A 25848-nucleotide genomic window follows, 5' to 3' on the forward strand; every position below is an offset into this window, starting at 1 on the left:
CCTCCTCCTCCACTGCTCGACCCTGGCGCCGACCCCCGGGGAAGAGGGGTCGCGTCGGTCCTGCCGCGGATCAGGCGGGGCCCTCCTGGAGCCAGCGGCGGAAGGTCTGAACCATGTCGTTGTTCGTGAAGGGGGGCACGACGTGACCGAACTGGCCCCCGTCACCGGAGTGGTACGCGATGGTCGTCTCTCGCGCGACGGGCTGAGCGAGGCGGCGCAGCCGTCCGCCGTGGAGCTCGGCCGGCACGAGAGTGTCGGCCGAACCGGCGGTGATCCGCAGGCGCGTGCCCGTCCAGAGGGACTGCGGCAGGCGCGACGGGTTGCCCGCGCGCAGTGCGTTCACGTTGCCGCCGTACGCAGCGAGGACGCGGCCGGGGTCGCGCGCTTCGGTATCCTCGATGTTGTAGACGCCGCTGGCGTGGTAGGCGCCGTAGATGTTCGGGACCAGACGGTTCGCGTAGGCCCAGCAGAGCAGAGCGCCGCCGCCGGAATTCGAACGGAGGAAGCTCGCGCGGATCGACCACTGGCTCGTCACCCACTCGACGGCAGCCTTCTGAGCGGCGAGTGCGGGGGCGCTCGTGTAAGCGCTGCTGCCGCTGTACTGCGGGCAGATGCTGACGAATCCCTGGTCCACGAGCTTTTCGGCAGAGTTCTTGTAGGCGCCGGAGAGCGCCTTCCAGTCGCTCCCGCTCGCGTGGTAGTACCAGACGACCGGCACCGAGAGGTTCTTGCCCGGCACAGCGCTGTGCGGCACGAAGAGGCGCGCGGGATCGTTGCCGATCTTCACGTCGATGACCTCGTACGGCTTGCCGCCGGACTCTGAGCGGACGGTGTCGAGGCGCGAGACCTCGCCCGGGAGCCTCGGGATCACGCTGTAGTTCGGCGCGGCGAGCGCCGGGGTCGCCACCAGCGCGGAGGCGGTCGCGGCGGCTCCGACAGCGGAGGCGGCGAGCAGGAGGCGGCGCGAGAGGCCGCGCGGGGTGTCAGTCATATCGAGAATCCTTCGGAGCTTTCGCCATCAGTGTCGAGTCGGCCGACCATTCCGAATTCGACGCACATGAAGTGACGTCCGGCCCCCCAACCCATTCGAGAGTGTACGGGCCGCGGATGACGCGTGGATGTCGTTCTCATCACGTCTTGTCGCTCGGGCGGGGATCAGCGGGAGGAGGGGAAGAGTCGGCGGGAGAGGCTCGAGGACTTCTCGGCCGTCTCGTGCACCACGAAGGGCACGGCGGAATCGGCGGAGACGACCCGCCTCGCCGCGGCGAGTTCGAGCGTCTCGCGGGAGAGGCCCTCGATGTCGACGGTGACCGCGAGGCCGGAGTCGGCCAGGCGCGTGGCGATCTGCACCTGGTGGTCGTCGACGTGCTCGCCGAACGAGGCGCGGCGCGGGACCAGGATCGGCACCCGGCCCTGCTCGATGGCGCTGAGCGCGGTGCCCACTCCCCCGTGCGCGATGACGACGTCGGCCGCCTTCATCGCGGCGTTGAGCTCGTCGTGCGGCACGGAGTGGCGGCCGTCGATCCCGAGCCCGGAGACGTCGTTCGCTCCGGTCTGCCAGAGCACCTCCACGCCCTCGAGCAGCGGCGCGAGCGCGGCGAAGAAGCGGGGGAACGGGTAGCCGTCCTGCGTGCCGACCGAGACCACGGCGCGGCGGATCGGCTGCGGGACGACGTCCTCGACGCGGTAGGTGTCGAAGATCGAGCCGCCGAAGCTCCAGCGGTCGTCGGCCCAGGAGCGGTACTGGGTGTAGGTCGAGACGGCGGGGACCCGGGCGAGGATCCGACCGGTCATCGACGGGCCGAGCACGCGGGCGGCGCTCTCGATGTAGTGCGCGGGGATGCCGCGCGAGGCCGCGAGCGGCAGGAAGGAGAGGGCGGGGCTGGCGCCGGTGCTGAAGACGGCGTCGAAGGACCCGCGGGCCAGCAGGGAGCGGCCGATCATCGCGTTGCGGAGCACCGGCACCACGGCGCGGGGCGGCGGATCGGCGAGGTGGGTCACGCGCCGGTCGGCGAGGAGGGTGCGGCTGAGGGCGCTGTCGACGGTCGCCCAGTGCTGCTCCTCCGGGTCGACTCCGAGGAGCCCCGAGAGGGCGAACATCTCCTTGAGATGCCCGCCGCCGGAGCAGACGAAGAGATACGAAGCCATACGCGCCTTCACTGGTGATGATCGAGATAACAGGCGTGTGGATGATCGATCGTCCGCCGAGAACGACCCCCCGGTCCCTGGTGCAGAAGTCGCCCGATCATAGCAGGGAGGATCTCCGAGGGGCACTTCTCTGAGAGAACTGTTCACCTCGCCGGAAAGCGATAGGGGCTCATTCGACAGGCGATATCCGCTCACTTCTCCGGAGGGTGGAAAGCGATATCCGCTCGACTCGGGGATGACCGGGAACGTCGCTCGGCACCCCGATAGCGGACCGGCCGATTCCCGTCGATCACCTGCACCGCACGGGCCGCGCGCGTAGCGTCGGACCACCGGCGCAGAGGCCGGTCGACCCAGGAGGAGCGCCATGAGCGACAACGAGCAGAACAGCCCCGTGATGGACGGAGCCGAGGACGCCAGCAACGACGAGAAGCTCGGCGGCCTGATCGACCAGGTCGAGCACGACCACGGAGCCGAGGGCGCCGGCGCGATGGCCGACGCGCTCCGCGACCGCGCCGACGAGACCGACACCGAGATCACCGAGGAGTCGGACGCGTCCGGCCCGGTCGAGGACAGCGGCACCGCCCAGGTCTGAGCGACGGGGCCCGGAGGACGACTCCGGGCCCCGCTCCCTGATCGCTGGGGAGAGCGGTGGGCCCTCCGGATCGCTCGTCAGAGCGGCCCGGCGAGCGCCGCCCGATGTGCACCGGAGCGGCCCGGTGAGCGCCGCCCCACCCCCAAAGCCCTGTTTGACGGTGCGGGAGCCGCCGGTCACCATGGCCGCATGTCCTCTCTCGACGAGCTGCGCGCCACCGCGCATCCGATCCGCCTCCGTCTGCTGTCCCTGGTGACGGGAGCGGCGATGAGCGCCGCGGAGGCCGCCCGCGAGCTGCAGCTGTCGCAGGCGACGGCGAGCTACCACTTCCGCGTGCTGGAGCGCGCCGGGCTCGTGGCCGTCGTCGAGACCGTGCGCCTGCGGGGCGGCGAGGCGAAGAGGTACCGGCACGAGGCCTCCGGAAGGCCCTTCGACGTGACCGCGTCAGTGGACGCCGGGCCGGAGGAGGAGCGGGACCTGCACCTCGAGGCCCTGATCGAGGAGCTCCGGCGGCGCTCGTCGAGCCGGGCGGACGGTCCTCAGCTCTCGACGGACGCGGAGCTCTGGGTCGACCCCGAGGCCTGGCGGCGGGTGGTGCGGCACGTCGGGGAGGCGTCCGCGCTGCTGCACGCGGCGGCCCGGCCGCCGAGGACCCCCGGGACCGCGCCGGTGTCGATGACGACCGCCATGTTCCCGCTCCGCCGGCCGTGACCCGCGACGGGCGCGGGCCGCTGGCGCACGGGCCTCTCGCGCACGGCCCCTTCCGCTGGCTCCTCGCCGCCCGCACGACCGGGGTCCTCGGCAACGCCGTCGCTCCGATCGCCCTGGCCTTCGCCGTGCTGGACCTGACGGGCTCGCCGACGGACCTCGGACTCGTCGTCGCCGCGCGCTCCCTCGCCAACGTCGCCGTCCTGCTGCTCGGCGGCGTCCTCGCCGACCGGCTCTCCCGCTCCGTGATCCTCGTCGGCACCTCGCTCGCGGCGGCGGCCACTCAGGCCGCGGTCGCCGTGACGGTGATCACGGGGACGGCGACCGTCCTGGCCCTGGTCGTGCTCAGCGTGCTCAACGGCGCCGTCGCGGCGATGAGCCTGCCCGCAGCGGCCGCCCTCGTCCCCGAGACGGTGCCGGTCGGCGAGCTCCGCCCGGCCAACGCCCTGCTCCGCCTGGGCCTGAACGCCGGGAGCATCGTCGGCGCCTCAGGCGGGGCCGCGCTCGTCGCACTGGTGGGTCCCGGGTGGGGGCTGGCGGTCGACGCCGCGGGCTTCGCCCTGGCCGCGGTCCTCTACTCCCGTGTGCGGCTGCCGCGGACGGTCCGCTCGGGCCCGGGCGCCTCCGTCCTCGCCGACCTCCGCGAGGGGTGGCGGGAGTTCACGAGCCGGCGCTGGGTGTGGATCGTCGTGGCGCAGTTCACCGCCGTCAACGCCGCGTTCGTCGGCGCGACCACGGTCCTCGGCCCGGTCGTCGCCGACCGGTCCTTCGGCCGAGCGGCATGGGGACTCGTGATCGCCGCGCAGACCGTCGGCCTGGTGATCGGGGCCGTGATCGCGCTGCGCTGGCGGCCCCGCCGTGCGCTGGGGGCGGGCGTCGCCCTCATGGCGGTGACGGCCGTCCCGGTCGCCGCCCTCGGAGCCGTCCCGGCGCTCCCCGCCCTCCTCCTCGCCTTCGCCCTCGGCGGAGTCGCGCTCGAGATCTTCGCCATCGCCTGGGACCAGTCGCTGCAGACCCACGTCCCCCGCGAGGCGCTCGCCCGGGTCTACTCCTACGACATGGTCGGCTCCTTCCTCGCCGTGCCGCTCGGGGAGGCGCTCGTGGGCCCGCTCGCCGACCTCGTCGGGCTCGACCGCACCCTGCTCGGCTGCGCCGCGCTCGTCCTCGTCGCCTCGCTCCTCGCGGCCTCCAGCAGGAGCGTCCGCGGGGTGGGCACGGACCGTCCGCGGCCGGAGACGCTCTAACACGTCCCGGGAGGTGCGGGTGAGGGGGCGAGCGGTCGGAGGTGCCGGAGGATCGCGGCCGCGACCGCCCCGGGGGCCTCGCGCTGCACGAAGTGGCCGACGCCGTCGAGCTCGATCAGCTCCCGGCCTGCGGAGAAGTACCGGCCGTTCGCCCGTGCGAGGGCGGGCGTCTCGCAGCCGTCGGCCGTCCCGAGGAGGAATGTCGTCGGCGCGTCGATGCGCGGCCAGGCGTCGAGGGCCTCCTGCGCGGCGCGGTACACGGCCCGGCCGGGCGCCTCCCCGGCGCCGTGCCGGTAGTAGTCGACGACCGTGTCGGCGAAGCCGCTGGTCGCCGTCGCCGCGAGGACCTCCTTCAGGGCCTCCGACGGGAGGGAGCCCGGAGGCGACCACTCCCGCCAGGCCCAGCGGACGAGCTGCGCCGGGTCGCCCCGGAACGCCTCCGCTCCCGCGGCCGTGCAGAGCCAGTAGCGGTACCAGGCCGCGGCGGCGTCGTCGAGGACCTCGCCGCCGCTCAGCTCGCTCGACGGTCCGTACGCGGTGGCGAGGGTGACCAGTGCGCCGACCCGCTCGGGCGCGAGCGCCGCGACGGCGTGAGCGCTCCGTGCTCCCCAGTCGTGGCCGACGAGCACGACAGGCCCGAGGTCGAGCGCCTCGAGGAGATCGAGCAGGTCGGTGGCCAGCGCGGCCACCTGCCCGGACCGCGCCCCGGGGTCGACGACCCGGGTCCGCCCGACCCCGCGCAGGAAGGGGCGCACCACCCGGAGCCCGGGGGGAAGCAGCTCCAGGACGCCGTCCCAGGTGGCGGGGACGTCGGGGAAGCCGTGCACGAGCACGAGCGGAGTGCCGTCCTCCGGTCCCTCGTCGAGGTAGTGGACGTCGGTGAAGCGCGTGGACAGGACGCGCGCACCCGTCCCCTCCTGCTCCGGCCCGTCCGAACGGGAGTGCCGCGGCCCGCTCACGGGCGGTAGAGGGCGTCGACGGGGACCTCGCGGCTCGAGCCGTCCCCGGTGGTGATCGTGACCTAGTCCCTTCCCGGAGGTGTGCGGACGGAGTGCGCTCCCGCGTCAGTCGGCGAAGATGGCGCCGACCGGCTCGCGCTTCTCGGCCTGGAAGCGGTCCTCGGCGCGGCCGAGAGCCCAGTAGGCCGAGAGCGAGAGCGCCCGGCGCTCCACCCCCCACTCGTCCTGCAGGAGGGCGCGCAGCTGCTTCATCGCGGTGCGCTCGCCGTGCGCGAAGACCTCGAGCACGCCCTCGGGCCTCGGCTCGGCCCGGACGGCCGCGACCAGCGCCCGGCCGGCCTCGAGACCGCCGCGGTGCAGCCAGCGCACCTCCACTCCGGCCGGAGCGGGAAGATCGAGCTCGTCGGCGGCCGAGTCGACCTCGATCAGGACCAGGCCGCGCGCGTGCGCGGACATCCCCTCGAGGGCGGAGGCGATCGCCGGCAGAGCGGAGTCGTCGCCGAGCAGCAGGTGCACGGCCTCGGGGTCGGCGCTCGGCGACCAGGCGCCGCCGGGCGCGGAGAGCGCGATCCGGTCGCCGGGAGCCGCGGCGAGCGCCCACGGTCCCGCCACCCCTTCGTCGCCGTGCACGACGAAGTCGACGGCGATCGAGCGCCGCTCGAGGTCGACCGAGCGGACGGTGTAGGTGCGGCGCACGGGCAGCTGCTCGGGGGCGACGCTCGCCCGGAGCGCATCGAGGTCGAAGGGCGGCTGGAGGTCGGAGCCGCGCGGCGGGAGCAGGAGCTTCACGTAGCGATCGGTCGCGGCGAGGCGCTCGGGGTCGGACTCGGCGAGGAACGCGTTGAGCCCGTCGCCGCCGAGGTGCACGCGGACCAGGTGGCCGGTGAGGCGCTCGGTCCGCAGCACGATGAGCACGTGCTGGCTGCGGGCACGGCGCGGGCGGTCGGGGGACGGGGCGGCGTCGGTCATCCGTCCAGCATGCCCGGTCGTGCTCGGTGCGGGCCGAGTGCAGGCCGCTCGCGGGCGGGCGGGCGTCGAGGGGTCACGATCGGTCGCTTCGGAAGGACGGAAGGGACCTTTCGTGACGCATCGGAGCAGGTCGAGGCGAGGCCGGGACGTCGCGGCGGCGCCGAGCGCGAGGCGGCGGCGCGGGCGCGCGTGCGGACGAACGGGCGCCGAGGGGTCACGAACGGTTGCTTCCGACGGGTCGAGGGGACCGTTCTCGACGCATCGGAGCGGGCCGGGGGCACGGCCGGTACATCCGGCGCCGAGCGCGAGGCGGCGGCACGGGCGGGCGTGCGGACGAGCGGGCACCGAGGGGTCACGAACGGTCGCTTCGGGAGGGCGGAAGGAGCCGTTCGTGACGCATCGGAGCAGGCCGAGGCGAGGCCGGGACGTCGCGGCGGGGATCCGCGCGAGGCGGCGGCGCGGGCGGGCGCTGATCCGTCGCTCACGGCCCGCGGAGGAGCGCAGGACGGGCCGTCCGCGACGGATCGGAGCGGGCCGGGCGCGCCTGGGCGCCGCATGCGGAGCGAGCGCGGGCCTGCCGGACGGCGCCGGGCGTCGATCCGTCACGAACGGCCCGTGCGGGAGGACGGAACGGGCCGTCAGCGACCGATCGGAGCGGGCGGCCGGAGGCCGGGCCGACGGAGCGGAGCGGACAGCAGCGCCCGTCGGCGGAGCGGGCGGCGCCGCGGCCGGTCAGCGACGGGTGGGAGCGGGCCGCCGGAGGCCCGGACCGACGGAGCGGAGCGGACAGCAGCGCACGCGGGCGGGGCGGGCGGCGCCGCGGCCGGTCAGCGACGGCTGGGAGCGGGCGGCCGGAGGCCCCGGCCGACGGAGGGGAGCGGACAGCAGCGCACGTCGGCGGAGCGGGTGGCGCCCCGGCCGACGGCCCGGCGGACGGCCCGGCGGGCGGCCGGTGGCGCGAGGTGCGCTCGCGCCGGGCGCGGCGGCGGAGGCGCGCCTACTCTCGCGGGATGACTGCGACGGCTCCGCGACTCCGGCACGACCGACTGGTCGCCCCCGACGTGCTGCGCGGAGTGGCGGTGGCTGCCATGCTCGTCGCGCACGCGATGCCGCTCGTGCCGAGGGCGCGCACGGGAGTGGTCGGGTTCCTGGCGTGGAACGTCAACGATCTCGCGTCGCCGCTGTTCGCGCTGGTGATGGGGATGTCGGCGGCCCTGGTGCTCGCGCGGCCCGGTGCCTCGCCCGGGCGGGTGCTGCTGCGGAACGCGATCCGCGGCGCGGTGCTCGTGGCGCTCGGCGTCTGGCTCGAGACCTGGGGCAGCTGGATCGCGATCGTGCTGCAGTACCTCGGCGTCGTGCTCGTGCTCGGCACGCCGCTGCTGCTCCTCCGCTCCCGGATCATCGCCGCGCTGGCCGCTGTGCTCGCGCTCGCCGCCGGGCCCGCGAACGCCGCGGTCGCCGCCGCCGCATCCGGCTCTCCGCTCGCCCTCTGGCTCTTCACCGGGCCGAGCTACCGCGCGACCAACCTGCTCCCCTTCTTCCTCCTCGGAGCCCTGCTGCTGCGGCACGGCGCGCAGCGGGACCGGCTGCTGCCGGTGCTCGCGGCGGTCGCGGTCGTCGCGTATCCGGTGCGGCCGCTGGTCGCGCTCCTGCTCGGCGTGGAGTCCCCCTCCGGCAGCCTCCCGGACACCCTGCACGACCTCGGGCTCGTGCTCCTGGCCTACGTCGCGGTGGTGCTGCTGACCACCTCGCGCTCCACCGCTGTCCAGCGGCTGCTGGTGCCGCTCCGGGCGATCGGCACGCTCGCGCTCTCGGTCTACGTGCTGCAGGTGGCGCTCGTCGCAGCGCTCGCGCGGGCGGGCCTCGGCTACTCCGCCGACACTCCGCTCGCCGCTCTCGCCCTCGTGCTCGGTTTGTGCACGGCCGCCGTGCTGTGGTGGCGGTTCCTCGGTGCCGGCCCCGTCGAGCGGCTGACGGCGCGGCTCACCGGGCTCGTGCCGCGCTGAGCCGCCCGGCCGCCCGGCTGGGTCCGCGGCGAGGACCTGAGCCCGCTGCGGTCCCCGGCGAGCTCGCCTGAGCTCGCGTCGGGCCGCGGCGACCTCGGCTGAGCCCCCGACGCCCGACGGCCCGCACACGAGCGCAGGCCGCCGGGCGTCCCCTCCCTCAGCGCGCGAGCGCCGACGCCTCCTTCGCGAGGGCCGGGCCGTGCGCCGCGAGCACCAGGTCGCGCACCGCGGTGGCCGGGAGCGACGCGGCTCCGGCCGGCAGCAGGTCCGCGTCCGAGGCCAGCACGAGCGGGGTGTCGGCCGATGAGGACGGCAGCCTCCCGTGCGTGCCGCGCACGAGCGACGCGTCCAGCGGCACCAGGTTCATCGCGTAGCGCAGCCCCAGCGCCTTCTTGGCGAGGTTGCCCGCCGCCTTCGCCTTCACCAGCGGGTCGGCCGGGTCGAAGAAGAGCTCGGCCGGGTCGTAGCCGGGCTTGCGGTGGATGTCGACGCCGCGGGCGAAGTCGGGCGCGCGGTCGTCGTCGAGCCAGTAGTAGTAGGTGAACCACGCCCCCGGCCGGGCGACCACGACGAACTCGCCCGAGCGCTCGTGGTCGAGGCCGTAGCGGGCCTGCGCCTCCCGGTCGAGCACCTCGTCGACGCCGTCGAGCCCCTCGAGGATCGAGCGCACCCGCGGCAGGTCCGCCGCGTCCTGCACGTAGACGTGCGCGACCTGGTGGTCGGCGACGGCGAACGCGCGCGACGTCCACGGGTCCAGCTGCTCCCGGCCGTCCTGCACGTAGACCTCGAGCAGGCCCTCGCGGCGGAGCGCCCGGTTCACGTCGACCGGGGTGTCGGCGTCGGCGATCCCGTACTCGGCGACCACGATCACCGACGCGCCCAGCGCCTCCGCGTCGTCGAGCAGCGGAGCGAGCACCACGTCGAGCTCCGACGCGGCCCGGCGCGCCTCGGGCGAGTCCGGTCCGAAGCGCTGGAGGTCGTAGTCGAGGTGCGGCAGGTACGCCGTGGTCAGCTCGGGCGGTCCGGAGCCGTCGCCCGCCAGCACGTGCCGGGTCGCGTCGACCATCCACTGGGTCGAGCGGAGCGACGCGGTCGGCCCCCAGTACTGGAACAGCGGGAAGGCGCCGAAGCGCGAGACCAGCTCGTCGTGCAGCGCCGGCGGGCGCACGTACGCGTCCGGCGACTTGCGGCCGTCGGCGTGGTAGATCGGGCGCGGAGTGACGGTGACGTCGGTCGACGCCCCCATCGCGTACCACCAGCCGATGTTGGCCGCGCGGTACGGCTCCCCGCTCAGCCGGCGCGCGGTCTCCCAGACCTTCTCCCCCGTGACCAGGCGGTTGTGCTGGCGCCACAGGTGCACCTCGCCGAGGTCGCGGAAGTACCAGCCGTTGCCGACGATCCCGTGCTGCGCGGGCATCGAGCCGGTGAGCATGGTCGACTGCACGCTGCAGGTGACCGCGGGCAGGACCGTGTCCAGCGGCAGGCGCCCGCCCCCGCGGGCCAGCCGCGAGAGGCGGGGCATGTCGGCGAGCGCCGTCGAGGTCAACCCGACCACGTCGAGCAGCAGCACGGGCCTCACAGCGCCGCCGCCTGCGGGAGGAGGGGCGCCAGCAGCGCCTCTCGGGAGGCGGGCGTGAGCAGGTGAGCGGCCGCCCAGGCGAGCTCGGCGCCGATGCCCGTCGAGAGGTCGCTCGGGGCGTCGGCGAGCACCGACCAGGTGTAGGTCTCGACGTCGAGGTGGATCTCGTCGTACGGCCAGGCGGCGTCGACCGCCGAGACCGCCTCCGCCAGGACCGCCGTGGTGGCCGAGAGCGGCGCCTCCGGCCGGTGGTGCAGCGGCACGTGGAAGTGCACGCGCCACGGGCCGGTGCCGGGGAGCGTGTCCAGCGCCTCGGGCAGGTCGTCGACGCGGAGCACGCCGTCGATCCCGTTCTCGCGGGTCTGGTGCAGGTAGCGCTTCTCGACGAACGGGGTGAGCGCGGCGCGGCCCGAGGGGTCCTCCAGGTGGAGCGCGGCCGAGGCCTGCACCTTGACCACGCGCAGGCCCGCGTCGCGGATGCGGCGCACGGCCGAGACCGGATCGGCGAAGGAGACGGCGAGGTGGCAGGTGTCGAGGCACACCCCCACGTACGCCGGGTCGACCACTCCGATCCGCGGGTGCAGCCAGTCGACGACGTCGTCCACGGTGTCGAGGATGCAGCCGGGCTCGGGCTCGATCGCCAGGCGGATCGCGTGGCCGGTGGAGCGGCGCAGGTCGCGCAGCTCCTCGACGAGCCGGGCGAGGTTGCGGCAGGCGGCCTCGTCCTGCTCCCGTCCCCAGCCCTCGCGCCAGCCCAGAGGCAGCGTCGAGATGCTGCCGTCGGCGCCGGCGGGCAGCAGGTCGGCCAGGATCCGCGCGCAGTCGATCGTGTACTGCAGGCGCTCCGGCGTGGTCCAGTCGGGGCGGTAGACGTCGAGCTTCACGACCTCGGCGTGGAACGCGGCGTACGGGAAGGCGTTGAGCGTGCGCACCTCCAGGCCGTTGCGCTGCAGGGCCGCGCGGAGGACGGCGCGGTCCTCGGCGCTGGCGACCAGGCGGGCCGCGAGGTCGCGCGGGATCCACAGGCCGACTCCGACCAGGGCGAGCCCGGCGGCCACGCGCGCGGGTCCGGCGTAGACGTCGAGCTGGCGGACGACTCCGGCCAGGTCCTCGGCGGGATGGACGTTGGTGCAGTAGGAGAGGTGCATCACACGACCTCCGCCACGCGCGGCGCGCCCCGGAGCACGGAGTTGCCCTCGAAGGTGCGGCCGGCCGACTCCTGCACGTCGAAGCCCGCGACGGGCGAGAGGTCCAGGCGTCCGCTCTGCCCGTAGAACTCGACCGGGTTCTGCCAGAGCAGCCGGTCCACGTCTCCCGCGCTGAATCCGGCGACGAGGAGGAGGCGGCCGGTCTTCGCGGTCGTGAGCGGGTCGGAGCGGCCCCAGTCGGCGGCGGAGTTGACCAGCACGCGGTCCAGCCCGATCCGTTCGACCAGCGTCACCAGGCGGGTCTCGTCCATCTTCGTGTCGGGGTAGATGGAGAAGCCCATCCAGCAGCCGGAGTCGCGGACCGCGTCGACGGTGACCTCGTTGAGGTGGTCGACGAGGACCCGCCCGGGCTCGAGCCCCGAGTCGGCGACGACCTCGAGGGTGCGGCGGGTGCCCGACTCCTTGTCGCGGTGCGGCGTGTGCACCATCGCGGGGAGGCCGTGCTCGCCGGCGAGCTCGAGCTGCTGGCGGAAGACCTGGTCCTCCTCGGGGGTGAGCGAGTCGTAGCCGGTCTCGCCGACCGCGACGACGCCGTCCTTGGCGAGGTAGCGGTCGAGCTCGGGCAGGACGGCCCGGCAGCGCGGGTCGTTCGCCTCCTTCGGGTTGAGCCCGATGGTGCAGTGGTGGCGGATGCCGAACTGCGCGGCGCGGAAGCGCTCCCAGCCGATCAGGGCGTCGAAGTAGTCCGTGAACGAGCCGACGTTCGTGCGCGGCTGGCCGAGCCAGAAGGAGGGTTCGACGACCGCGCGGACGCCGGCGTCGAACATCGCCTGGTAGTCGTCGGTGGTGCGGGAGGTCATGTGGATGTGCGGGTCGAAGATGCGCATCGTCGCGCCTTTCTCATCGGTGGTGGTGCCCCGCGGTCGGGGCGGCGTTCGGGGGCGGTCAGCTCGGCAGGAGCACCGCCAGATCGTCCGGGAGCGGGCGCCCGGCCGCGCGGCGCTCGTCGGCGAAGCGGCCTGCCATCGCGCGCAGCTCGGCGTCGCTGCGCTCCTCCAGCCCGGCGACCGCTGCGAGCGGGACGCCGAGGAAGACGAGCTTGAGCACCCCGTGCCGCCAGGCGTGCGCGTCGAGGTGTCGGCGGGCGAAGGAGCCCATCGCCGCGGCGACGAGCCGGGTGTCGTTGGCGCGCAGGGCGTCGGCGGTCAGCTCGAGGCCGGCGAGGGTCGTCGCCCGTCCCGGGTCGCCGAGGGCGTTCAGCCCGGCCAGCACTCCGCGGCGCTCGGCGCCGTCCCCGCCGCGGTAGAGGCGGAGGAGGAGAGCGGCCAGGTCGTCGTCGCCGAGCGCCTGCGCGGCGGCCTGCACCAGGGCGGCGCGGGCCGCGTCGTCGTGCGTGCCGTGGACGAGGCCGTGCGGGTCCTCGGCGGGCCGGAGCGGCTCGCGTCCGGCCTCGCGGCCCGCGGCGGGGAAGAAGCGCTCGATCCGCGACGGGCGCTCGAGGACGGCGGAGCGGGCGGCCGCGGTCCACGGGTGCTCGACGTGCGAGGAGGCGCCGCCGAGCGCCTCCTCCATCGCCGCGAGGCTCGCCACGGCCAGGCGGGGCGCGTCGTGCGAGTGCCGGGGCAGCTCGACGGCGGCGATCCCGCGGTAGCCGATCTCGGCGAGGGTCGCGAAGGCGGCCGCGAGGTCGAGTGATCCGGTGCCGAGCTCGAGGTGCTCGTGCCGCTCCGGGAGCATGTCGTCGACCTGCACGTTCAGGAGCAGGTCCCCGGCGCTGCGGAGGGCTCCGACCACGCCGTCCGGCTCCACCACGACGCAGTGGCCGAGGTCGACCGTCAGCCCGACCGACTCCGGGTCGCCGAGCTCGCGGCGCAGCAGCAGCGCGTCGGCGACCGTCTCCACCAGCATCCCCGGCTCGGGCTCGACGGCCAGCCGCACGCCGTGGCGCTCGGCCGTCGCGACGACGCCGCGCATGCGCTCGACGAGCAGCCGCCAGGCAGCGGCCGCATCGGCGCCCGCCGGCACGACCCCCGACCAGAGGGAGACGGCGTCGGCGCCCAGCAGCGCGGCGATCTCGATCGCGCGCTCGAGGAAGCGGACGCGGGGGCCGGCCTCCTCGTCGACCAGCGTGGGGCGGTGCTTCGCGAACGGGTCGAGCAGGTACCGCGCGCCCGTCTCGACGACCACGCGCAGGCCCAGCTCGTCGAGCCGCGACCGGAGCGCCAGCGTCCGCTCGCGCCAGTCGGCCGCGAAGGGATCGAGGTGCGGGTGCCCGAGGGTGAGCGCGACGGCGCGGTACCCCGCGGCGTGGATCACCGTGAGCGCGTCGTCGAGGGTGTGGTCGGCGAAGCCGTTGGTGCCGTAGCCGAGGACGGGTCCGGTGGCGCTCATGTGATGTCCGCCGTCCGCGGGCGGCGGAGCAGGAGGGAGCCGAGCGCGTCGAGCGCGAGCAGCGCCGCCCCCAGCTCGGGACGCTTCAGACCGGCGAGCGCGGCCTGCAGCGGGATCATCCCGGTGATGCCCGCGCGGGTCGCCGTCCGCGCGGCCGCGGCCGTCGGCGTCCGCACGGACTGCAGCTGCGCGGTGAGCACGAGCAGGAGCCAGCGCCCGAGGCCCGCGGCGGCGACCGCGGCGGGGGCGGCCCGGCGCTCGGCCAGAGCGCCGGCTGCGGTGGACAGCGCGATTGCCGCGGTGCCGGCCGAGACCGCTCCCGCCGCGACCGGGGTGGTGCCGTGCACCTCGCCGCGCGAGAGCACGGTGACGCCGAGCGTGTGCGCGGCCACAGCGGCGGAGGCGGGGGCCGCCGCGCGCACGCCGTCGACGCCCGCGCCGAGCAGCACGTCGAGACCGCGGCAGGCCGCCATCACGACCGGGCCCAGCGGAGTCGGCTTCGCGAGCAGGTCGTACGACCAGATCCCGGCCGCGAGCGGCAGCGAGAGCGCGAGCGAGCGCCGCCCGTCCACGACGGCCGCCACGACGATCCCCGCCGCGGTCAGCGCGGCCGCCGTGCCCAGCGCCGCCGAGCGCCGGATGCGCCCCGAGGGGATCGGCCGCTCGGGCCGCTCCCGGGCGTCGAGCTCGGCGTCCGCGTAGTCGTTGAGCGCCATGCCCGCCGAGTAGAGCAGCGCCGAGGACAGCGGGAGCGCGACCGTGCGCGCTCCCACTCCGCGGCCCGCCCACGCTCCGCCCGCGACGGTGTCGCCGATCACGGTCAGCGCGGCCTTCGCGCGGACGAGCTCGAGGTAGTCGCGCAGCTCAGCCATCGCTCCGCGTCCCGCTCGTCACCGGGGTGCGGCGCTCGGCGACGAGGGCGCCGGTGCGGGCGGACCAGGCCACCAGCTCCGCCGTCTGCTCGGCGAAGCCGTGCACGTCGCTGCCCCACGGGTCCTTGAAGAAGAAGCCGAGCTCGCCGACCGGGCCCGAGACGCCGGCCTCGTCCGCGAGCGCCAGCAGGCGGGCGAGGTCGAGGATCAGCGGCGCCGCGAGGGCCGAGTCGTACGCCGACCAGATCGTCTGCACCGTGATCCGCGAGCCGAGGAAGCCCTCGGCGTGCACGTGGTCCCAGGCGGTCTTGACGTCGCCGAGGTCCGGGACGTTGTCGATGTGGAGCGGAGTGACGACGTCGTCGCCGAGGAGGCTGCGGAGTCCGCGGTTCTTCGAGACGAGCTTCGAGCGCACCGCCTCCGGGTCGGCGAGGGTCTGCCCGTCGCCGCCGCCGAGGAGGTTCGCCCCCGCCCAGGAGAGCACGCGCATCCCGCGCGCCGTGAACATCGGCGCGAGCACGCTGCGGAGCAGGGTCTCCCCCGTCTTGCCGTCCTGGCCGGCGATCGGGATCCCGGCCTCGGCGGCCCACTCCTCCAGGGCCGGCAGAGCCAGCGCGGTCGAGGGAGTGAAGCAGGCGTAGGCCGCGCCCGCGACGACGGCCGAGAGGGCGGCGATCGAGCTCGGCGGCAGGAGGCGCTCGCCCGGACGCGCCAGGGCGGCGCGCAGAGCGGCGAGGTCGTGGAACTCGGGACGGTCGGCCGGCAGCACCTCGGTCGAGGCGACGTCGATCACGACGACCCGGGCGAGGCCGTGGCGCTCGCGGAAGGCGACGATGTCGGCGGCCCGGCGGTCGATCTCCTCCTGCTGCGACGCGGCGTCGGCGGGGGCGAGGCGGATCTCGGCGTCGGTCGCGTCGATCCGGTCGGCCACCTCGGCGACGACCGAGGTCGGGAACATGCCGCCGGCCGCGAGGCCCGTGGCCTTCTCGAGCAGCGGGGTCGGCGAGACGTCGTGGCCGCCGATGACGATGTCGGCGAACCCGGCGAGCGGGACGTCCTCGAAGGCGGGGGTCGCGGTGGCGCAGCCCGAGCTGGGCGCGGCTCCGGCGGCGATGGCGTGCAGGCCCACGGCGGCCGTGGTGGCGACGCTGCCCCGGGCCCCGATCAGCCAGAGGCCGATGCGCCCACTCGATCGGGGGGCGCCTGTGGTGGTGTCGGACGAGGTCATCGTTCTCTCCTGTCTGGAAGGGCTGGCTGAGCGGCGATCGTCGGGGCGCACCCGGGCGATCGGAGTGGGGAGGGGCCGCGGCCGGGCGCGCGACGCGCCTCCGGCCGGCCGTGTTGCGCAGGACCCGCACGCAGGGCCCGCCGAGATTGCGCAACCGTGCGTCGACTGGTTTCCTCAGGTGTGCTGTCCCCCGAACCCGTCCTCCGGGCCGAGAGAAGGAGCTGAGCGTGGCCGAGCGCGCCGGTACCGCGACCGGCGACATGCTGAGGCTGTTCGCCGACGGTCGACCGCGCACCCGCGCCGAGCTGGTCGAGGAGACGGGTCTCGCGCGGACCGCGGTGATGACGCGCCTGGAGCAGTTCTTCGAGCTCGGACTGATCGCGCACCTCGACCGCGCTCCGTCGACCGGCGGCCGTCCGTCCGCGCGTCTCGTCTTCGACCCGGCCGTCCGATCGCTCCTGGCCATCGACCTGGGCGCGGCGCACTCGACCATCGCGCTGACCGACTTCGACGGCCGCATCATCGCCGAGCGCCGCGAGGAGCTCGACATCGCGCAGGGCCCCGTGGCGGTGCTCGGGCACGCGCTCGACGTCTGCGACGGGATCCTCGCCGCGGCCGGGGTCGACCGCTCCGCCCTCGCGGGCATCGGGGTCGGCGTGCCCGGCCCGGTGGAGCACGCGAGCGGCCGCCCGGTGCGCCCGCCGATCATGCCCGGCTGGGACGGCTTCGACATCCCCGCCTTCGTGCGCCGGCGCTACGACACCACGGTGCTCGTCGACAACGACGTGAACCTGCTGGCGCTCGGTGAGCGGGCCTCGCGCTTCCCGCACGCCCTCGACCTGATGTTCGTGAAGGTCGGCACCGGCATCGGCGCGGGCATCGTCTCGTCCGGGCTGCTCCAGCGCGGAGCCCTCGGCTCCGCCGGTGATCTCGGCCACGTCCAGGTGCCGCGCACGGCCCCGGCCGCGGCGGGAGGTCAGGAGGGGGACCTCGAGGCGGTCGCGGGCGGCTCCGCTCTGGCCGCCGGGCTCGCCCGGGCGGGCCGCGACGTGCAGTCGGTGCGCGAGCTGATCGACCTGCTGAAGGCGCGCGATCCCGAGGCCGTCGAGGCGGCGCGGATCGCGGGACTGCAGCTCGGCGAGGTGCTGGCCACCTGCGTGAGCCTGCTGAACCCCTCCGTCATCGTGCTGGGCGGCGCGGTCGCCCTCGCCAGCCCGGAGATCCTGACGGCCGTGCGCTCGGTGATCGACGAGCGCTCCCTCCCCCTCGCGACGCAGCGGCTCGACGTGGTGACCGCCGAGCTGGGCGGCAGCGGGGGCGTGCGCGGTGCCGCGCTGATGCTGCGCGGGCACCTGCTCAGCCCCGCCGTGGTGGACGGCTTCCTCGAGCAGCTGCGCGCCGAGGGGCGGGCGGTCCGCTAGAGCGGCGGCCGCGCGCCCGGAGGCGGCGGGCCGCGCCGGCGCGATCCCCCGCGGACCGCGTCGGCCGCACCCGGTCAGGAGCGGACCTCCGCGCGGTCGGCGTCCTCCGGCTGGGCGCCGAGAGCGGCGGCGACGGCGGCGTCGATGCGCGCCTGCTCCCCCGCGGCCCGGCGGCGGCGGCGGACGACGGTCAGCACGATGAGCCCGATGAGCAGGGCGAGGAGGAGCACGGCGCTCCACGGCACGGCCGCGGCCGAGGTCTCGGCGGTGGCGACCGGCACGTCGGGGACGACGACGGCGGAGTCGGCCTGCGCGGCCTGGTCGGCGGTGACGACGGTGCCCGAGAGCGCGGCGCGGGCGGTCGCGACGAAGAACGGCCAGACTCCGGCGACGGTCACGGTGCGCGAGACGGAGGTTCCGGGGAGGAGCTCGGGCAGCGGCTCCGGGTCGGTCGCGGACACCGGCGCGAGGCCGAAGAGGCCGGCGACGCTGATCTCGGCGCCCGGCGCGATGCGGGTGTTGCCCGCGTTGGTCACGGTGTAGTCGACGGTCGCGGAGCCGGGGGCGAAGGGGTTCCAGCCGCCCTGGTACGAGACGGCGAGGCCGTCGATCGACAGGCGCGGGGCGAGCTCGCCGCCGACGCGGAGGTACATCCGCGAGCCCAGGCGCCGGTCGACCGAGACTCCGGTCTCGCCCTGCACCAGGATCGAGGAGACGACGCCCGCGGCGTAGTCGCCCGGGGTCACGTCCTCGGGGACGGCGACCTCGAACGGGACCTGCACGCTCTCGCCGGCGGGCACGGTGACCTCGGGCTCGGGGAACGCGATCCAGCTGCCCAGCTGCGTCGAGGGCTCCGCGGCGGGGAGCAGGTCGAGCTGGCCGGCCTCGGTGATGAAGCCGTCGGAGCCGTAGACGCGGAACGTCTGCTCCTCGTCGTCGTAGTTGGAGACGATCAGGGCATCGCTGAGGCGGCCGCCGGGATCGAGGGCGTACGCGTAGTTCGGCCGCTCGCTGCCCTGCTCGGTGTCGGCGGGGCGCACCCCCCAGGTGACCGGCGTGGAGGCGGGATCCGCCTCCTGGGCACCCGCCTGAGCCGAGAGGCCGCCGGCTGCGAGGAGCGTCATCAGCAGCAGGGCGGCGGTGGTGCGGGAGGTGCGTGGCATGAGCGGCATCGATCAGGCTTCCGTTGCAAGGGGGGATGCCTCCCCGCGGGACGCCGCTCCGGTACGCGGCACGCCGAGCGGGGCGGACCGGAGTGGCGTCTCGCGGGGAGACGGGGGGAGGGTGGGGCGGCCCGGAGGCCGCCCCACCGGTGCTAGCCGAGCGCGGTGAGCGTCAGCGTCGCGGTGTAGGTGCCGGTTCCGACCGAGAGCGGGAGCTTCAGGTCGAGGTCGGCGCCCAGGACCGAGGATCCGGTCGGGTGCTGCGCCGCGGCGGAGCCGAGGACGCGGGGCGTGGCGAGGCCGTTGCCCGAGTCGAACCCGGAGGGGACGGCTGCGCCGGCGACGGCACCGCCCGTGTTCTCCAGGACCTCGGGGGTCCAGCCGAGGTGCTTGCCCGAGAACGTCTTCTCGCCGGAGCGGAAGTCGCTCAGCTGGCCGGTGACCGACCAGGCCGGGCCGTTGAGGCGGGTGTCGGTCACGCGGACCGGCACGAGCTCACCGGAGGCGGCGAAGTGGTCGCCCTGCTCCTCGGCGACGCCGAGGTTCACCAGGTTGCTGGTGCCCTCGAGCGTCCAGGTCAGCTCGCCCTTGTTGGCCTCGGGGACGATGACGGCCACGGCCTGGTCGCCGGCCGCCGCAGCGCCCGCCGCCGTTCCCGTGAAGGTGCCGTCGACTCCGGCGGCGGTGTTGCCCGCGCCGAAGTTGACCGCCGGCGCGTTGTCGGCGAGCGCGATGCGCCCGCCGACCGTCGAGCCCGCGAGCTGGACGTTGCCGGAGTTGCCCGAGAGCGTGAGGTTCCCGCCCACCGTGTTGCCGAGGGCCGAGGCCGAGCCGTCCTCGTTCGCGCCCAGGAGGACGCCGCGCGAGGAGCCGGTGACGGCGAGCGAGCCGCCGACGATGGCGCCCTGCACGTTCACGCCGAAGTCGCTGCCGGCGAAGGTGGCGTCGCCGCCGACGCTGGTGCGATCGACGTCGACGTAGTTCGCCGCGTCGGTGCTGACCGAGCCGTCGACCGAGAGGTCGCTGAACTCGACGTCGATCCCGCCGGCCTCGACCATGCCGCCGACCGTGAGGTCGCGCAGGTAGAGGAAGCCGTTGCGGCTGCCGTCCGAGAACGACACGACGTCTCCGCCGACGCTGGTGCCGTCGATCGAGATGCCGTACGCGTCGGTGCCGATGACGTCGCCGCCGATGGTCGCCGAGGTGGCGTCCAGCCAGGCGTCGTCGCCGACGATGACGTTGCCGGTGACGGTCACGTTGCCGAGCACGCAGGTCTGGCCCGCGCCGACGTTGAGGTCTCCGGTGATCGTCTGGTTCCCGAGCTCGGTGGTGCAGTCCGTCGTCGCCGCGAAGGCGGACGGTGCGGCGACCATCGCGAGGGAGGCGGCCGCGAGGACCGCCGTGGGCGTCTTCCACTTCATGGGGGTTCTCCTCGGTGCGCTCGTGCGCGTCGTGCTGGTGGTGGTGCTGTCGGTGCGGCGCGCGCGGCGCGAGGTGCGCTCAGCCACGGAGCGCAGCGATCGCGGAGTAGCTGCGGGAAGCGGCCTCGAGGGAGTTCCCCGTGCTCGGCGGCGTCGCCAGCGTGGGAGCGGTGTCCTGCTCCCAGACGCCGAAGCGCTGGCCGCGGTCGCGCAGCTCCGAGAGGAACGCCTGGTAGGGCAGGTTGCCCGCGCCGAACTCGACGATGTCGTAGCCGTTGGTGTTGGCGTTGTTCGTCTTGCCGTCCTTGAGGTGCAGGATCGGGTAGCGGCGCGGGTTGCGCTTGATGTAGTCGAGCGGCTCGAAGCCCGGGTAGAGCTTCTTGCCGACGTACGCCCAGTAGACGTCCATCTCGAGGTACACGTGACGCGGGTCGGTGTTGTCGTAGAAGAGGTCGTACAGGCGGGTCTTGGGGTCGTCCGTGGCGAACCCGAACTCACCGGCGTGGTTGTGCTGGTAGAGCTTCATCCCCGCGGCCGAGACCTGCTGGCCCCACTTGTTCCACTCCTCTGCCGCGGCGAGGTAGCCCGCCTTGGTGTTGACGTTGGTGGGCGCGTTGCCGGTGCCGAGGTGCGGCGTGCCGAGGATCTGCGCGATCTCGATCTGCTTGCCCAGCTCCGAGCGGAGGAGGTTGGTGCCGACGTGCGAGCCGACGGCGCGGAGGCCGTTGTCGTCGAGCAGCTGGCGGATCTGCTGCGGGGTGATCGCTCCGACGTTGCCCTGGGTGTACCCGGCGAACTCGATCTCGCTGTAGCCGATGCGGCCGAGCTCCTCGAAGACGGCCCGGAAGCCGAGCGACGAGACCTTGTCGCGGACGCTGAAGAGCTGGATGCCGATGCGGTTGATCGGGACCAGGCGCGTGGATCCGGACGAGGGCGCGGGGGCGGCCGTGGCGGGCGCCGCGAGGGCTCCCGCTCCGACGCCGACCGCGACGGTCGATGCGGCCAGGGCCGTCATCAGCGAGCGCCGGCTCATCGGCTTGGCCGTGATGGATGCGTGGTGGTGGTGCATCATTTCTCCTTCGAAATGGCAGATGGTGCAGGGGGTGGGGGGCCGGCCGGCCCGGTCGAGCCGGCCGGCCCCTGCGCGGGGGCTACTGCTGGACGGTGAGGTTCAGCAGCGCCGACGCGGCGTTGGTGTCCGCCGTGGCGGTGTGGGTGACGGTCAGCTTGTAGCTGCCCGCCGCGAGCTTCGGGAGCGTCACCACGACGTGCCCGTTCTCGTCGAGGGTCCCGGTGAGCATCGCGACGGTGGAGAGGTTCCTCTTCACCATCACGCTCACCTGACCGGTGCCGGCGACACCGGTCGAGGACTTCGCGTCGACCGTGACCTGCGCGCTGGCGCCCGGCTTGACCGGGTTGGGCGAGACGGTCGCGGTGAGCTCCGAGGCGGCCTTCGAGACGATCAGGCGGGCGGTGCCCTCCGAGGCCTTGAAGGTGGCGTCCGAGCCGTACGCCGCACGGAGGGTGTGGGTGCCGGCGCCGAGGGTCTTCGGCAGGGCGAAGGTCGCCTTGCCGTCCTTCAGCGTCGCGCGGCCCAGCTCGGTGGCGCCCTCGTAGAGGACGACCTCTCCGCCGGGGTTCCCACCCTGTCCGGTGACCGTGACGGTCGCCTCGCCGGGTGCCCCGAAGGTCACGCGGGGAGCCGAGAGCGCCACGGTGGTGGTCGACGCGGCGGTCGGGGCGTTCGCCGCGGCCAGGTCGATCGTGAACTTCACCGTGCCGACCGCCGAGACGTTGCCGCCGGTGTCGGTGGCGCGGTACTGGATCGTCCGGGCGCCGTTCGTGGTGAACGGGACCGTGTACGCGCCGTTGACGGCGCGGATCGTGGTCCACGTCGTGCCGTTGTCGGCGGAGTACTGGACGGTGGAGAGCGCTCCGTTGTCCGTGGCGGTGAGGCCGAGGGTCACGGGCTTGTTGTAGACGCCGCCGACGCCCGCAGGCGCTGCCGGGTCGAGGGTCGCCGCGACGGTCGGAGCCGTCTTGTCACCGGCGCCGGCACCCTGGAAGGTGAGGGAGTCGAGCGACAGGCCGCTGGGCGAGGTCACGTAGAGCGAGCCGGTGCCGCGGGGGACGTTGGTGCCGAAGGGGACGAGGACGTCCTTCCAGCCGGCTCCCGCGGGGATGGTCGCCGTTCCGAAGGGCGCTGCGTCGGCAGCGTTCCAGCGGAGGTCGACGGTGCCCTCACCGGTGGCGCGGACCACGACGCCGGTCAGGTTGGCGAAGTTCACCGGGTCCCAGCGCAGGAAGGATCCCGCACCGAGTCCGCTGACGGCGTTGCCGCCGCTGGCGGTGGTGTCCGCGTAGGGCAGGACGCCCTCACGGGCGGCGTGCTCCGCCTCCTGCGTCTTCGGGTTCAGCCGCAGCGTCGCCTCGGCCGCAGCCGGGGGCAGGCCGTTGAAGCCGCCGTCCGTGTAGGTCACGACGACGGTGCCGTACAGCAGCGCGCCGGGGCCGTGCTCGGGCGAGTCCTTGGACGTCGGGAACGCTCCCTTGGCACCGGTGCCGGTGACCTCGGGGTGGGCGTGCTCGTCGTGGCCGAGGCCGTAGGTCCAGCCCACGCGGCTGCTGACGATCTGGTCGCCGTCCTCAGCGTCCTTGCCGGTCACCTGGTAGGGGATCGCGTCGCCCCAGCTGAAGAACGAGCCGTTGCCGGGCGTCTGGATCTGGATCTGCGGCGCCTGGTTGCCGACCGAGATGACCCGCGAGGTCAGGCTGAACTTGCCCTTGGCGTCGGTGACGCGCAGACGGGCCGTGAACTGTCCGAGCTCGGTGTAGGTCTTCTTGACGGTCACTCCGGTGGCGTCGAAGGTGCCGTCGCCGTCGAAGTCCCAGTCGTAGGTGAGCGCGTCGCCCTCGGGGTCGGTCGATCCCTTGGCGTCGAACGTGACCTCGAGCGGGGTCTGCGAGGCGGACAGGGGGGTCGCGGTGAAGCGGGCCTGCGGCGCCTTGTTGCCCTCGGCGTAGTCGATCCGGTACAGGCCCGCGTCGGGGTTGGCGCGGAAGAATCCGTCGCCGTACTCGATCACGTACATCGACCCGTCGGGGCCGAACTCCATGTCCATCGGGTTGTCGTGGATCGGCTGCGCGGCCTGGCTGAGCGCCGCGTTGGGGAGGAAGTCCTCGATGTGCGTGACCGCGCGGTCCTCATCGAGCGTGAACGCCGCGATGTAGTCCTGCGAGAACTCGCCGAAGAAGGTCTTCTTGTCCCAGTACTCCGGGAACTTCGACGTCGAGGTGTTGTCCGCGTCGAAGTGGTACACCGGTCCGCCCATGGGGCCCTGGCCGGTGCTGGTCCCGAAGTTGACGAGCTCGTCGAACGGCTGGTCGCCGGGGTTGTCGCCGTAGTAGACGGTCGCCGCCTTGGCGTCCGGGATGTCGACGAGGCCGGTGTTCCAGCGCGAGTTGTTCTTCAGGTTCTCCGGGTCGAAGAAGCCGCGGGGCGTCGACGTCTCGAAGTTCCACTCGTTGTACGGCGCGTTGGGTCCGTGGACGTAGGGCCAGCCGGAGTTGTGCGGCTCGTCCAGTCCGGTCGCGTTCCACTCGACGAGGCCCATCGGGCCGCGGACGCCGTCGGCCGCAGCGGCCTTCGTGGCGTCGGGGCCGTAGTCGCCCCAGGAGAGGGTGTTCGTCTCGGCGTCGACGTCGATCTTGAACGGGTTGCGGACGCCCATCACGAAGATCTCGGGGCGGGTCTTCTCGGTTCCCACCGGGAAGAGGTTGCCGTCGGGGATCGTGTACGAGCCGTCCTCCTGCACGGTGATCCGGAGGATCTTGCCGCGGAGGTCGTTCGTGTTGCCGGCGCCGCGACGCGAGTCGAAGCCCGGGTTCATGCGGGGCGCGTCGTTGTTCGGCGCGAAGCCCGCGGCACCCGGAGCGCTCGCCGGCGTGTTGTCGCCGGTGGAGAGGTACAGGTTGCCGTCGGCGTCCCAGTCGAAGTCGGCACCCACGTGGCAGCACTGCCCGCGCTGGGTCTCGATGTCGATGATCTTCTGCTCGCTCGCGAGGTCGAGGCCCGAGCCGGTCCACTTGAACCGGGAGAGGCGGTTGATGCCCTTCCACTGGTCCCAGTAGCTGTCGGTCGCGCCCTCGGGCAGCATGTTCGGGGCCGCGCCGGTCGGGGTGTTCCCGGGGGGCGCGTAGACGAGGTAGACCCACTTGTTCTCGGCGAAGTCGGGGTCGATGCCGACGGACTGCAGTCCGTCCTCCGAGTTCTGGTACACGGGGATCGTGTTGACGACACGGGTGGTGCCGGTCTTGGGGTCGGTGTGGCGGATCTCGCCGTTCCGAGCGGTGTGGAGGACCGACTTGTCCGGGAGGACGGCCAGGTCGAGGGGCTCGCCGACGTTCTTCGTCAGCAGGACCTTCTCGTAGTTGCTCCAGTCGAGAGCGGATGCTCCGCCCTCGGAACCGTGGTCCACTCCGTCGTGGGCCGAGGCGGGCAGGCCGAGGGCGGTGAGTCCGGAGACCGTCACCATCCCGGCGATGCCGAGTGCGAGAAGACGCCTGATGCTTCTTCTCGAGGATCGCTTACCATTCATGCGTGATGTGATTCCTTCAATGAGGTGTTCATCGCAGAGGCCGGGTCCGTCGCTGTCCGCACGACTGAGCGGATCCGGTCTCCTCCTGTCCGGCCCAGTGGCCGGTGTCTTGCACTCCTCCTCCTCTCGCGGATGCCGGTGGCGTTGCGCTGCGGGTCGTCAGTGATCCCGGGGCGGCGCCGAGGTGGGGGTCGGCGCGGGATGGTTCCCGCGCCGACCCGGGCTGGTGGGGCCGATCAGGACTCGAAGGCCGAGGGCAGGTACTCGGAGACGTTGTCCTTGGTGACGACCGGCGCGAAGAGCTGGATCTGGCGCGGGACGCCGAGCGAGCTGGTGTCGGCCATCGACTTGTTCTGCTCGACGAGGCGGGCGAGCTTGATGCCGTCCGCGGCCTGGGTCGAGGGGTAGACGACCGTGGCCTTGACGACGGAGTCGTCGGCCTCGATCGCGCGCATCACGTTGGCCGAGCCGGCGCCGCCGACGAAGAGGAACTCGTCGCGTCCGGCGGTGTCGATCGCCGCGAGGACGCCGACGCCCTGGTCGTCGTCGTGGTTCCAGATGGCGTCGATCTTCGGCGCGGCCTGGAGGAGGTTGGCCGCGGCCTGCTCTCCGCCCTGGACGGTGAAGTCGGCGGCGACGCGGTTGTCCACGTCGAGTCCGCAGCCCTCGAGCGCGTCCGAGAAGCCCTGGCTGCGCTCCTGGGTCAGCGGGAGGGAGTCGATGCCGGCGATCTCGGCGACGACGGCGTCGGGGTTGTCGCCGAGCTCCTCGCAGATGTAGGTGCCGGCGCTGACGCCCATGCCGTAGTTGTCGCCGAGGATGGTCGACCGGGCGGCGAAGGGGCTGGAGAACTCGCGGTCCACGTTGATGACGGTGATGCCCGCCTCCATCGCCTGGGTGGCGACCTGCGTGAGCGCCGCTCCGTCGATCGGCAGGAGCACGATCGCGTCGACGCCGTCGTTGATGAAGGTCTCGACCTGGCTGATCTGGAGGTTGACGTCGTTGGTGCCCTCCGCGGTGCGGAGCTCCACGTCGTCGTACTTCTCGGCCTCGGCGATGGCGGCGCGGCTGACCGCGCCCATCCAGCCGTGGTCGGCGGCGGGAGCGGTGAAGCCGATGACGACGTTGTCGCCGGAGGCGTCGTTGTCCGAGGCGGCCACGGCGGCGGCGGTCCCGCCGGAGGCGGCGTTGCCGGTCTCGACCGGGGCGTTCGAGATGCATCCGGTGAGCATCAGCGCGACGGCGCCGAAGGCGACGCCGGCCGAGCCGAGTCGGGCGGTGCGGGAGAGGCGGCTGCGGGTGAAGGGGCGTGCGGGCATGGAAGTGATCTCCTTCGATCGATCCGAGGGGTCCGAGGGCACACGTGTCCTGCGGAGAGGTGACCTGAGTGGTCGGGTGGGT

General features: G+C 73.9%; 20 protein-coding genes. 5 read left to right on the forward strand and 15 right to left on the reverse strand.

Annotation, left to right across the window (positions count from 1 at the left end):
* Nucleotides 1–70: 70 nt before the first annotated feature.
* A complete protein-coding gene (locus C5B93_RS12815; protein ID WP_104249975.1) occupies nucleotides 71–991 on the reverse strand; it encodes a hypothetical protein in 921 nt (306 codons plus the stop codon).
* 164 nt (nucleotides 992–1155) lie between these two features.
* Complete coding sequence (locus C5B93_RS12820) at nucleotides 1156–2148, reverse strand: glycosyltransferase (protein ID WP_104324895.1); 993 nt, start codon at nucleotides 2146–2148, stop codon at nucleotides 1156–1158.
* Nucleotides 2149–2512: 364 nt separating this feature from the next.
* Between C5B93_RS12820 and C5B93_RS12825 the strand changes: the two genes are divergently transcribed.
* The 3 genes from C5B93_RS12825 to C5B93_RS12835 all read left to right on the forward strand — a co-directional run bounded on the left by C5B93_RS12825 (nucleotide 2513) and on the right by C5B93_RS12835 (nucleotide 4692).
* Nucleotides 2513–2740, forward strand: a complete 228-nt coding sequence (locus C5B93_RS12825; RefSeq protein WP_104222474.1) for a hypothetical protein — start codon at nucleotides 2513–2515, stop codon at nucleotides 2738–2740.
* 189 nt (nucleotides 2741–2929) lie between these two features.
* Nucleotides 2930–3451, forward strand: a complete 522-nt coding sequence (locus C5B93_RS12830; RefSeq protein ID WP_104292621.1) for a helix-turn-helix domain-containing protein — start codon at nucleotides 2930–2932, stop codon at nucleotides 3449–3451.
* On the forward strand, nucleotides 3448–4692 hold the full coding sequence (locus C5B93_RS12835; RefSeq protein ID WP_258068225.1) for an MFS transporter: 1245 nt from the start codon (nucleotides 3448–3450) through the stop codon (nucleotides 4690–4692). The genes C5B93_RS12830 and C5B93_RS12835 overlap by 4 nt, the downstream gene beginning before the upstream one ends.
* Here C5B93_RS12835 and C5B93_RS12840 read toward each other — a convergent pair.
* Nucleotides 4689–5651 (reverse strand): alpha/beta fold hydrolase, encoded by a 963-nt coding sequence (locus C5B93_RS12840; protein ID WP_104292622.1) that lies wholly within the window; start codon nucleotides 5649–5651, stop codon nucleotides 4689–4691. The two genes, C5B93_RS12835 and C5B93_RS12840, sit on opposite strands and share 4 nt — an antisense overlap.
* 105 nt (nucleotides 5652–5756) lie before the next feature.
* Nucleotides 5757–6620 (reverse strand): siderophore-interacting protein, encoded by an 864-nt coding sequence (locus tag C5B93_RS12845; RefSeq protein ID WP_104292623.1) that lies wholly within the window; start codon nucleotides 6618–6620, stop codon nucleotides 5757–5759.
* A 1010-nt stretch (nucleotides 6621–7630) separates the two neighbouring features.
* Between C5B93_RS12845 and C5B93_RS12850 the strand changes: the two genes are divergently transcribed.
* Nucleotides 7631–8626, forward strand: coding sequence for a DUF418 domain-containing protein (locus tag C5B93_RS12850; protein WP_104292624.1), 996 nt, complete (start codon nucleotides 7631–7633; stop codon nucleotides 8624–8626).
* 157 nt (nucleotides 8627–8783) lie between these two features.
* Here C5B93_RS12850 and C5B93_RS12855 read toward each other — a convergent pair whose 3' ends face one another.
* The 6 genes from C5B93_RS12855 to C5B93_RS12880 are packed head-to-tail and all read right to left on the reverse strand — an operon-like array spanning nucleotide 8784 to nucleotide 15844.
* Nucleotides 8784–10205, reverse strand: coding sequence for an alkaline phosphatase family protein (locus C5B93_RS12855; protein WP_104237951.1), 1422 nt, complete (start codon nucleotides 10203–10205; stop codon nucleotides 8784–8786).
* On the reverse strand, nucleotides 10202–11353 hold the full coding sequence (gene eboE, locus C5B93_RS12860; protein ID WP_104222467.1) for a metabolite traffic protein EboE: 1152 nt from the start codon (nucleotides 11351–11353) through the stop codon (nucleotides 10202–10204). Before eboE ends, C5B93_RS12855 begins: the two co-directional genes overlap by 4 nt.
* Complete coding sequence (locus tag C5B93_RS12865) at nucleotides 11353–12240, reverse strand: TatD family hydrolase (RefSeq protein ID WP_104222466.1); 888 nt, start codon at nucleotides 12238–12240, stop codon at nucleotides 11353–11355. Before C5B93_RS12865 ends, eboE begins: the two co-directional genes overlap by 1 nt.
* 58 nt (nucleotides 12241–12298) lie before the next feature.
* Nucleotides 12299–13744, reverse strand: coding sequence for an EboA domain-containing protein (locus tag C5B93_RS17710; RefSeq protein ID WP_104292625.1), 1446 nt, complete (start codon nucleotides 13742–13744; stop codon nucleotides 12299–12301).
* The gene (locus tag C5B93_RS12875; RefSeq protein ID WP_219814042.1) at nucleotides 13741–14616 is read right to left on the reverse strand and encodes an SCO3242 family prenyltransferase; all 876 of its coding nucleotides are present in this window, start codon (nucleotides 14614–14616) and stop codon (nucleotides 13741–13743) included. The genes C5B93_RS17710 and C5B93_RS12875 overlap by 4 nt, the downstream gene beginning before the upstream one ends.
* Nucleotides 14609–15844, reverse strand: a complete 1236-nt coding sequence (locus C5B93_RS12880; RefSeq protein ID WP_104292626.1) for an inositol-3-phosphate synthase — start codon at nucleotides 15842–15844, stop codon at nucleotides 14609–14611. Before C5B93_RS12880 ends, C5B93_RS12875 begins: the two co-directional genes overlap by 8 nt.
* Before the next feature lie 227 nt (nucleotides 15845–16071).
* Between C5B93_RS12880 and C5B93_RS12885 the strand changes: the two genes are divergently transcribed.
* Complete coding sequence (locus tag C5B93_RS12885) at nucleotides 16072–17265, forward strand: ROK family protein (protein ID WP_244229502.1); 1194 nt, start codon at nucleotides 16072–16074, stop codon at nucleotides 17263–17265.
* Between the two features lie 74 nt (nucleotides 17266–17339).
* Here the strand turns inward: C5B93_RS12885 and C5B93_RS12890 are convergent, their stop codons facing one another.
* The 5 genes from C5B93_RS12890 to C5B93_RS12910 all read right to left on the reverse strand — a co-directional run bounded on the left by C5B93_RS12890 (nucleotide 17340) and on the right by C5B93_RS12910 (nucleotide 25766).
* Entirely contained in the window at nucleotides 17340–18428 is a 1089-nt protein-coding gene (locus C5B93_RS12890; protein ID WP_181068400.1) for a WxL protein peptidoglycan domain-containing protein, read from the reverse strand.
* 152 nt (nucleotides 18429–18580) lie between these two features.
* Nucleotides 18581–19849, reverse strand: coding sequence for a hypothetical protein (locus tag C5B93_RS12895; RefSeq protein ID WP_104226600.1), 1269 nt, complete (start codon nucleotides 19847–19849; stop codon nucleotides 18581–18583).
* A 79-nt stretch (nucleotides 19850–19928) separates the two neighbouring features.
* Nucleotides 19929–20918 carry a sugar phosphate isomerase/epimerase gene (locus C5B93_RS12900; RefSeq protein ID WP_219813837.1) on the reverse strand — a complete coding sequence of 330 codons (990 nt, stop codon included), beginning with the start codon at nucleotides 20916–20918 and terminating at the stop codon, nucleotides 19929–19931.
* 82 nt (nucleotides 20919–21000) lie between these two features.
* Complete coding sequence (locus C5B93_RS12905) at nucleotides 21001–24447, reverse strand: PQQ-dependent sugar dehydrogenase (RefSeq protein WP_146078491.1); 3447 nt, start codon at nucleotides 24445–24447, stop codon at nucleotides 21001–21003.
* 236 nt (nucleotides 24448–24683) lie between these two features.
* Complete coding sequence (locus C5B93_RS12910) at nucleotides 24684–25766, reverse strand: substrate-binding domain-containing protein (RefSeq protein ID WP_104222461.1); 1083 nt, start codon at nucleotides 25764–25766, stop codon at nucleotides 24684–24686.
* Between the last annotated feature and the right edge of the window lie 82 nt (nucleotides 25767–25848).

The sequence above is a fragment of the Rathayibacter sp. AY1A2 genome (genome assembly GCF_002930935.1).
In the GTDB taxonomy this organism is placed as follows: domain Bacteria; phylum Actinomycetota; class Actinomycetes; order Actinomycetales; family Microbacteriaceae; genus Rathayibacter.

Bases quoted from the DNA above. Each gene is read 5' to 3' on its own strand.
- C5B93_RS12815 (WP_104249975.1), bottom strand. From the start codon at position 991: ATGACTGACACCCCGCGCGGCCTCTCGCGCCGCCTCCTGCTCGCCGCC.
- C5B93_RS12820 (WP_104324895.1), bottom strand. From the start codon at position 2,148: ATGGCTTCGTATCTCTTCGTCTGCTCCGGCGGCGGGCATCTCAAGGAG.
- C5B93_RS12825 (WP_104222474.1), top strand. From the start codon at position 2,513: ATGAGCGACAACGAGCAGAACAGCCCCGTGATGGACGGAGCCGAGGAC.
- C5B93_RS12830 (WP_104292621.1), top strand. From the start codon at position 2,930: ATGTCCTCTCTCGACGAGCTGCGCGCCACCGCGCATCCGATCCGCCTC.
- C5B93_RS12845 (WP_104292623.1), bottom strand. From the start codon at position 6,620: ATGACCGACGCCGCCCCGTCCCCCGACCGCCCGCGCCGTGCCCGCAGC.
- C5B93_RS12850 (WP_104292624.1), top strand. From the start codon at position 7,631: ATGACTGCGACGGCTCCGCGACTCCGGCACGACCGACTGGTCGCCCCC.
- eboE (WP_104222467.1), bottom strand. From the start codon at position 11,353: ATGCACCTCTCCTACTGCACCAACGTCCATCCCGCCGAGGACCTGGCC.
- C5B93_RS12865 (WP_104222466.1), bottom strand. From the start codon at position 12,240: ATGCGCATCTTCGACCCGCACATCCACATGACCTCCCGCACCACCGAC.
- C5B93_RS17710 (WP_104292625.1), bottom strand. From the start codon at position 13,744: ATGAGCGCCACCGGACCCGTCCTCGGCTACGGCACCAACGGCTTCGCC.
- C5B93_RS12875 (WP_219814042.1), bottom strand. From the start codon at position 14,616: ATGGCTGAGCTGCGCGACTACCTCGAGCTCGTCCGCGCGAAGGCCGCG.
- C5B93_RS12880 (WP_104292626.1), bottom strand. From the start codon at position 15,844: ATGACCTCGTCCGACACCACCACAGGCGCCCCCCGATCGAGTGGGCGC.
- C5B93_RS12890 (WP_181068400.1), bottom strand. From the start codon at position 18,428: ATGCCACGCACCTCCCGCACCACCGCCGCCCTGCTGCTGATGACGCTC.
- C5B93_RS12895 (WP_104226600.1), bottom strand. From the start codon at position 19,849: ATGAAGTGGAAGACGCCCACGGCGGTCCTCGCGGCCGCCTCCCTCGCG.
- C5B93_RS12900 (WP_219813837.1), bottom strand. From the start codon at position 20,918: ATGCACCACCACCACGCATCCATCACGGCCAAGCCGATGAGCCGGCGC.
- C5B93_RS12905 (WP_146078491.1), bottom strand. From the start codon at position 24,447: ATGAATGGTAAGCGATCCTCGAGAAGAAGCATCAGGCGTCTTCTCGCA.
- C5B93_RS12910 (WP_104222461.1), bottom strand. From the start codon at position 25,766: ATGCCCGCACGCCCCTTCACCCGCAGCCGCCTCTCCCGCACCGCCCGA.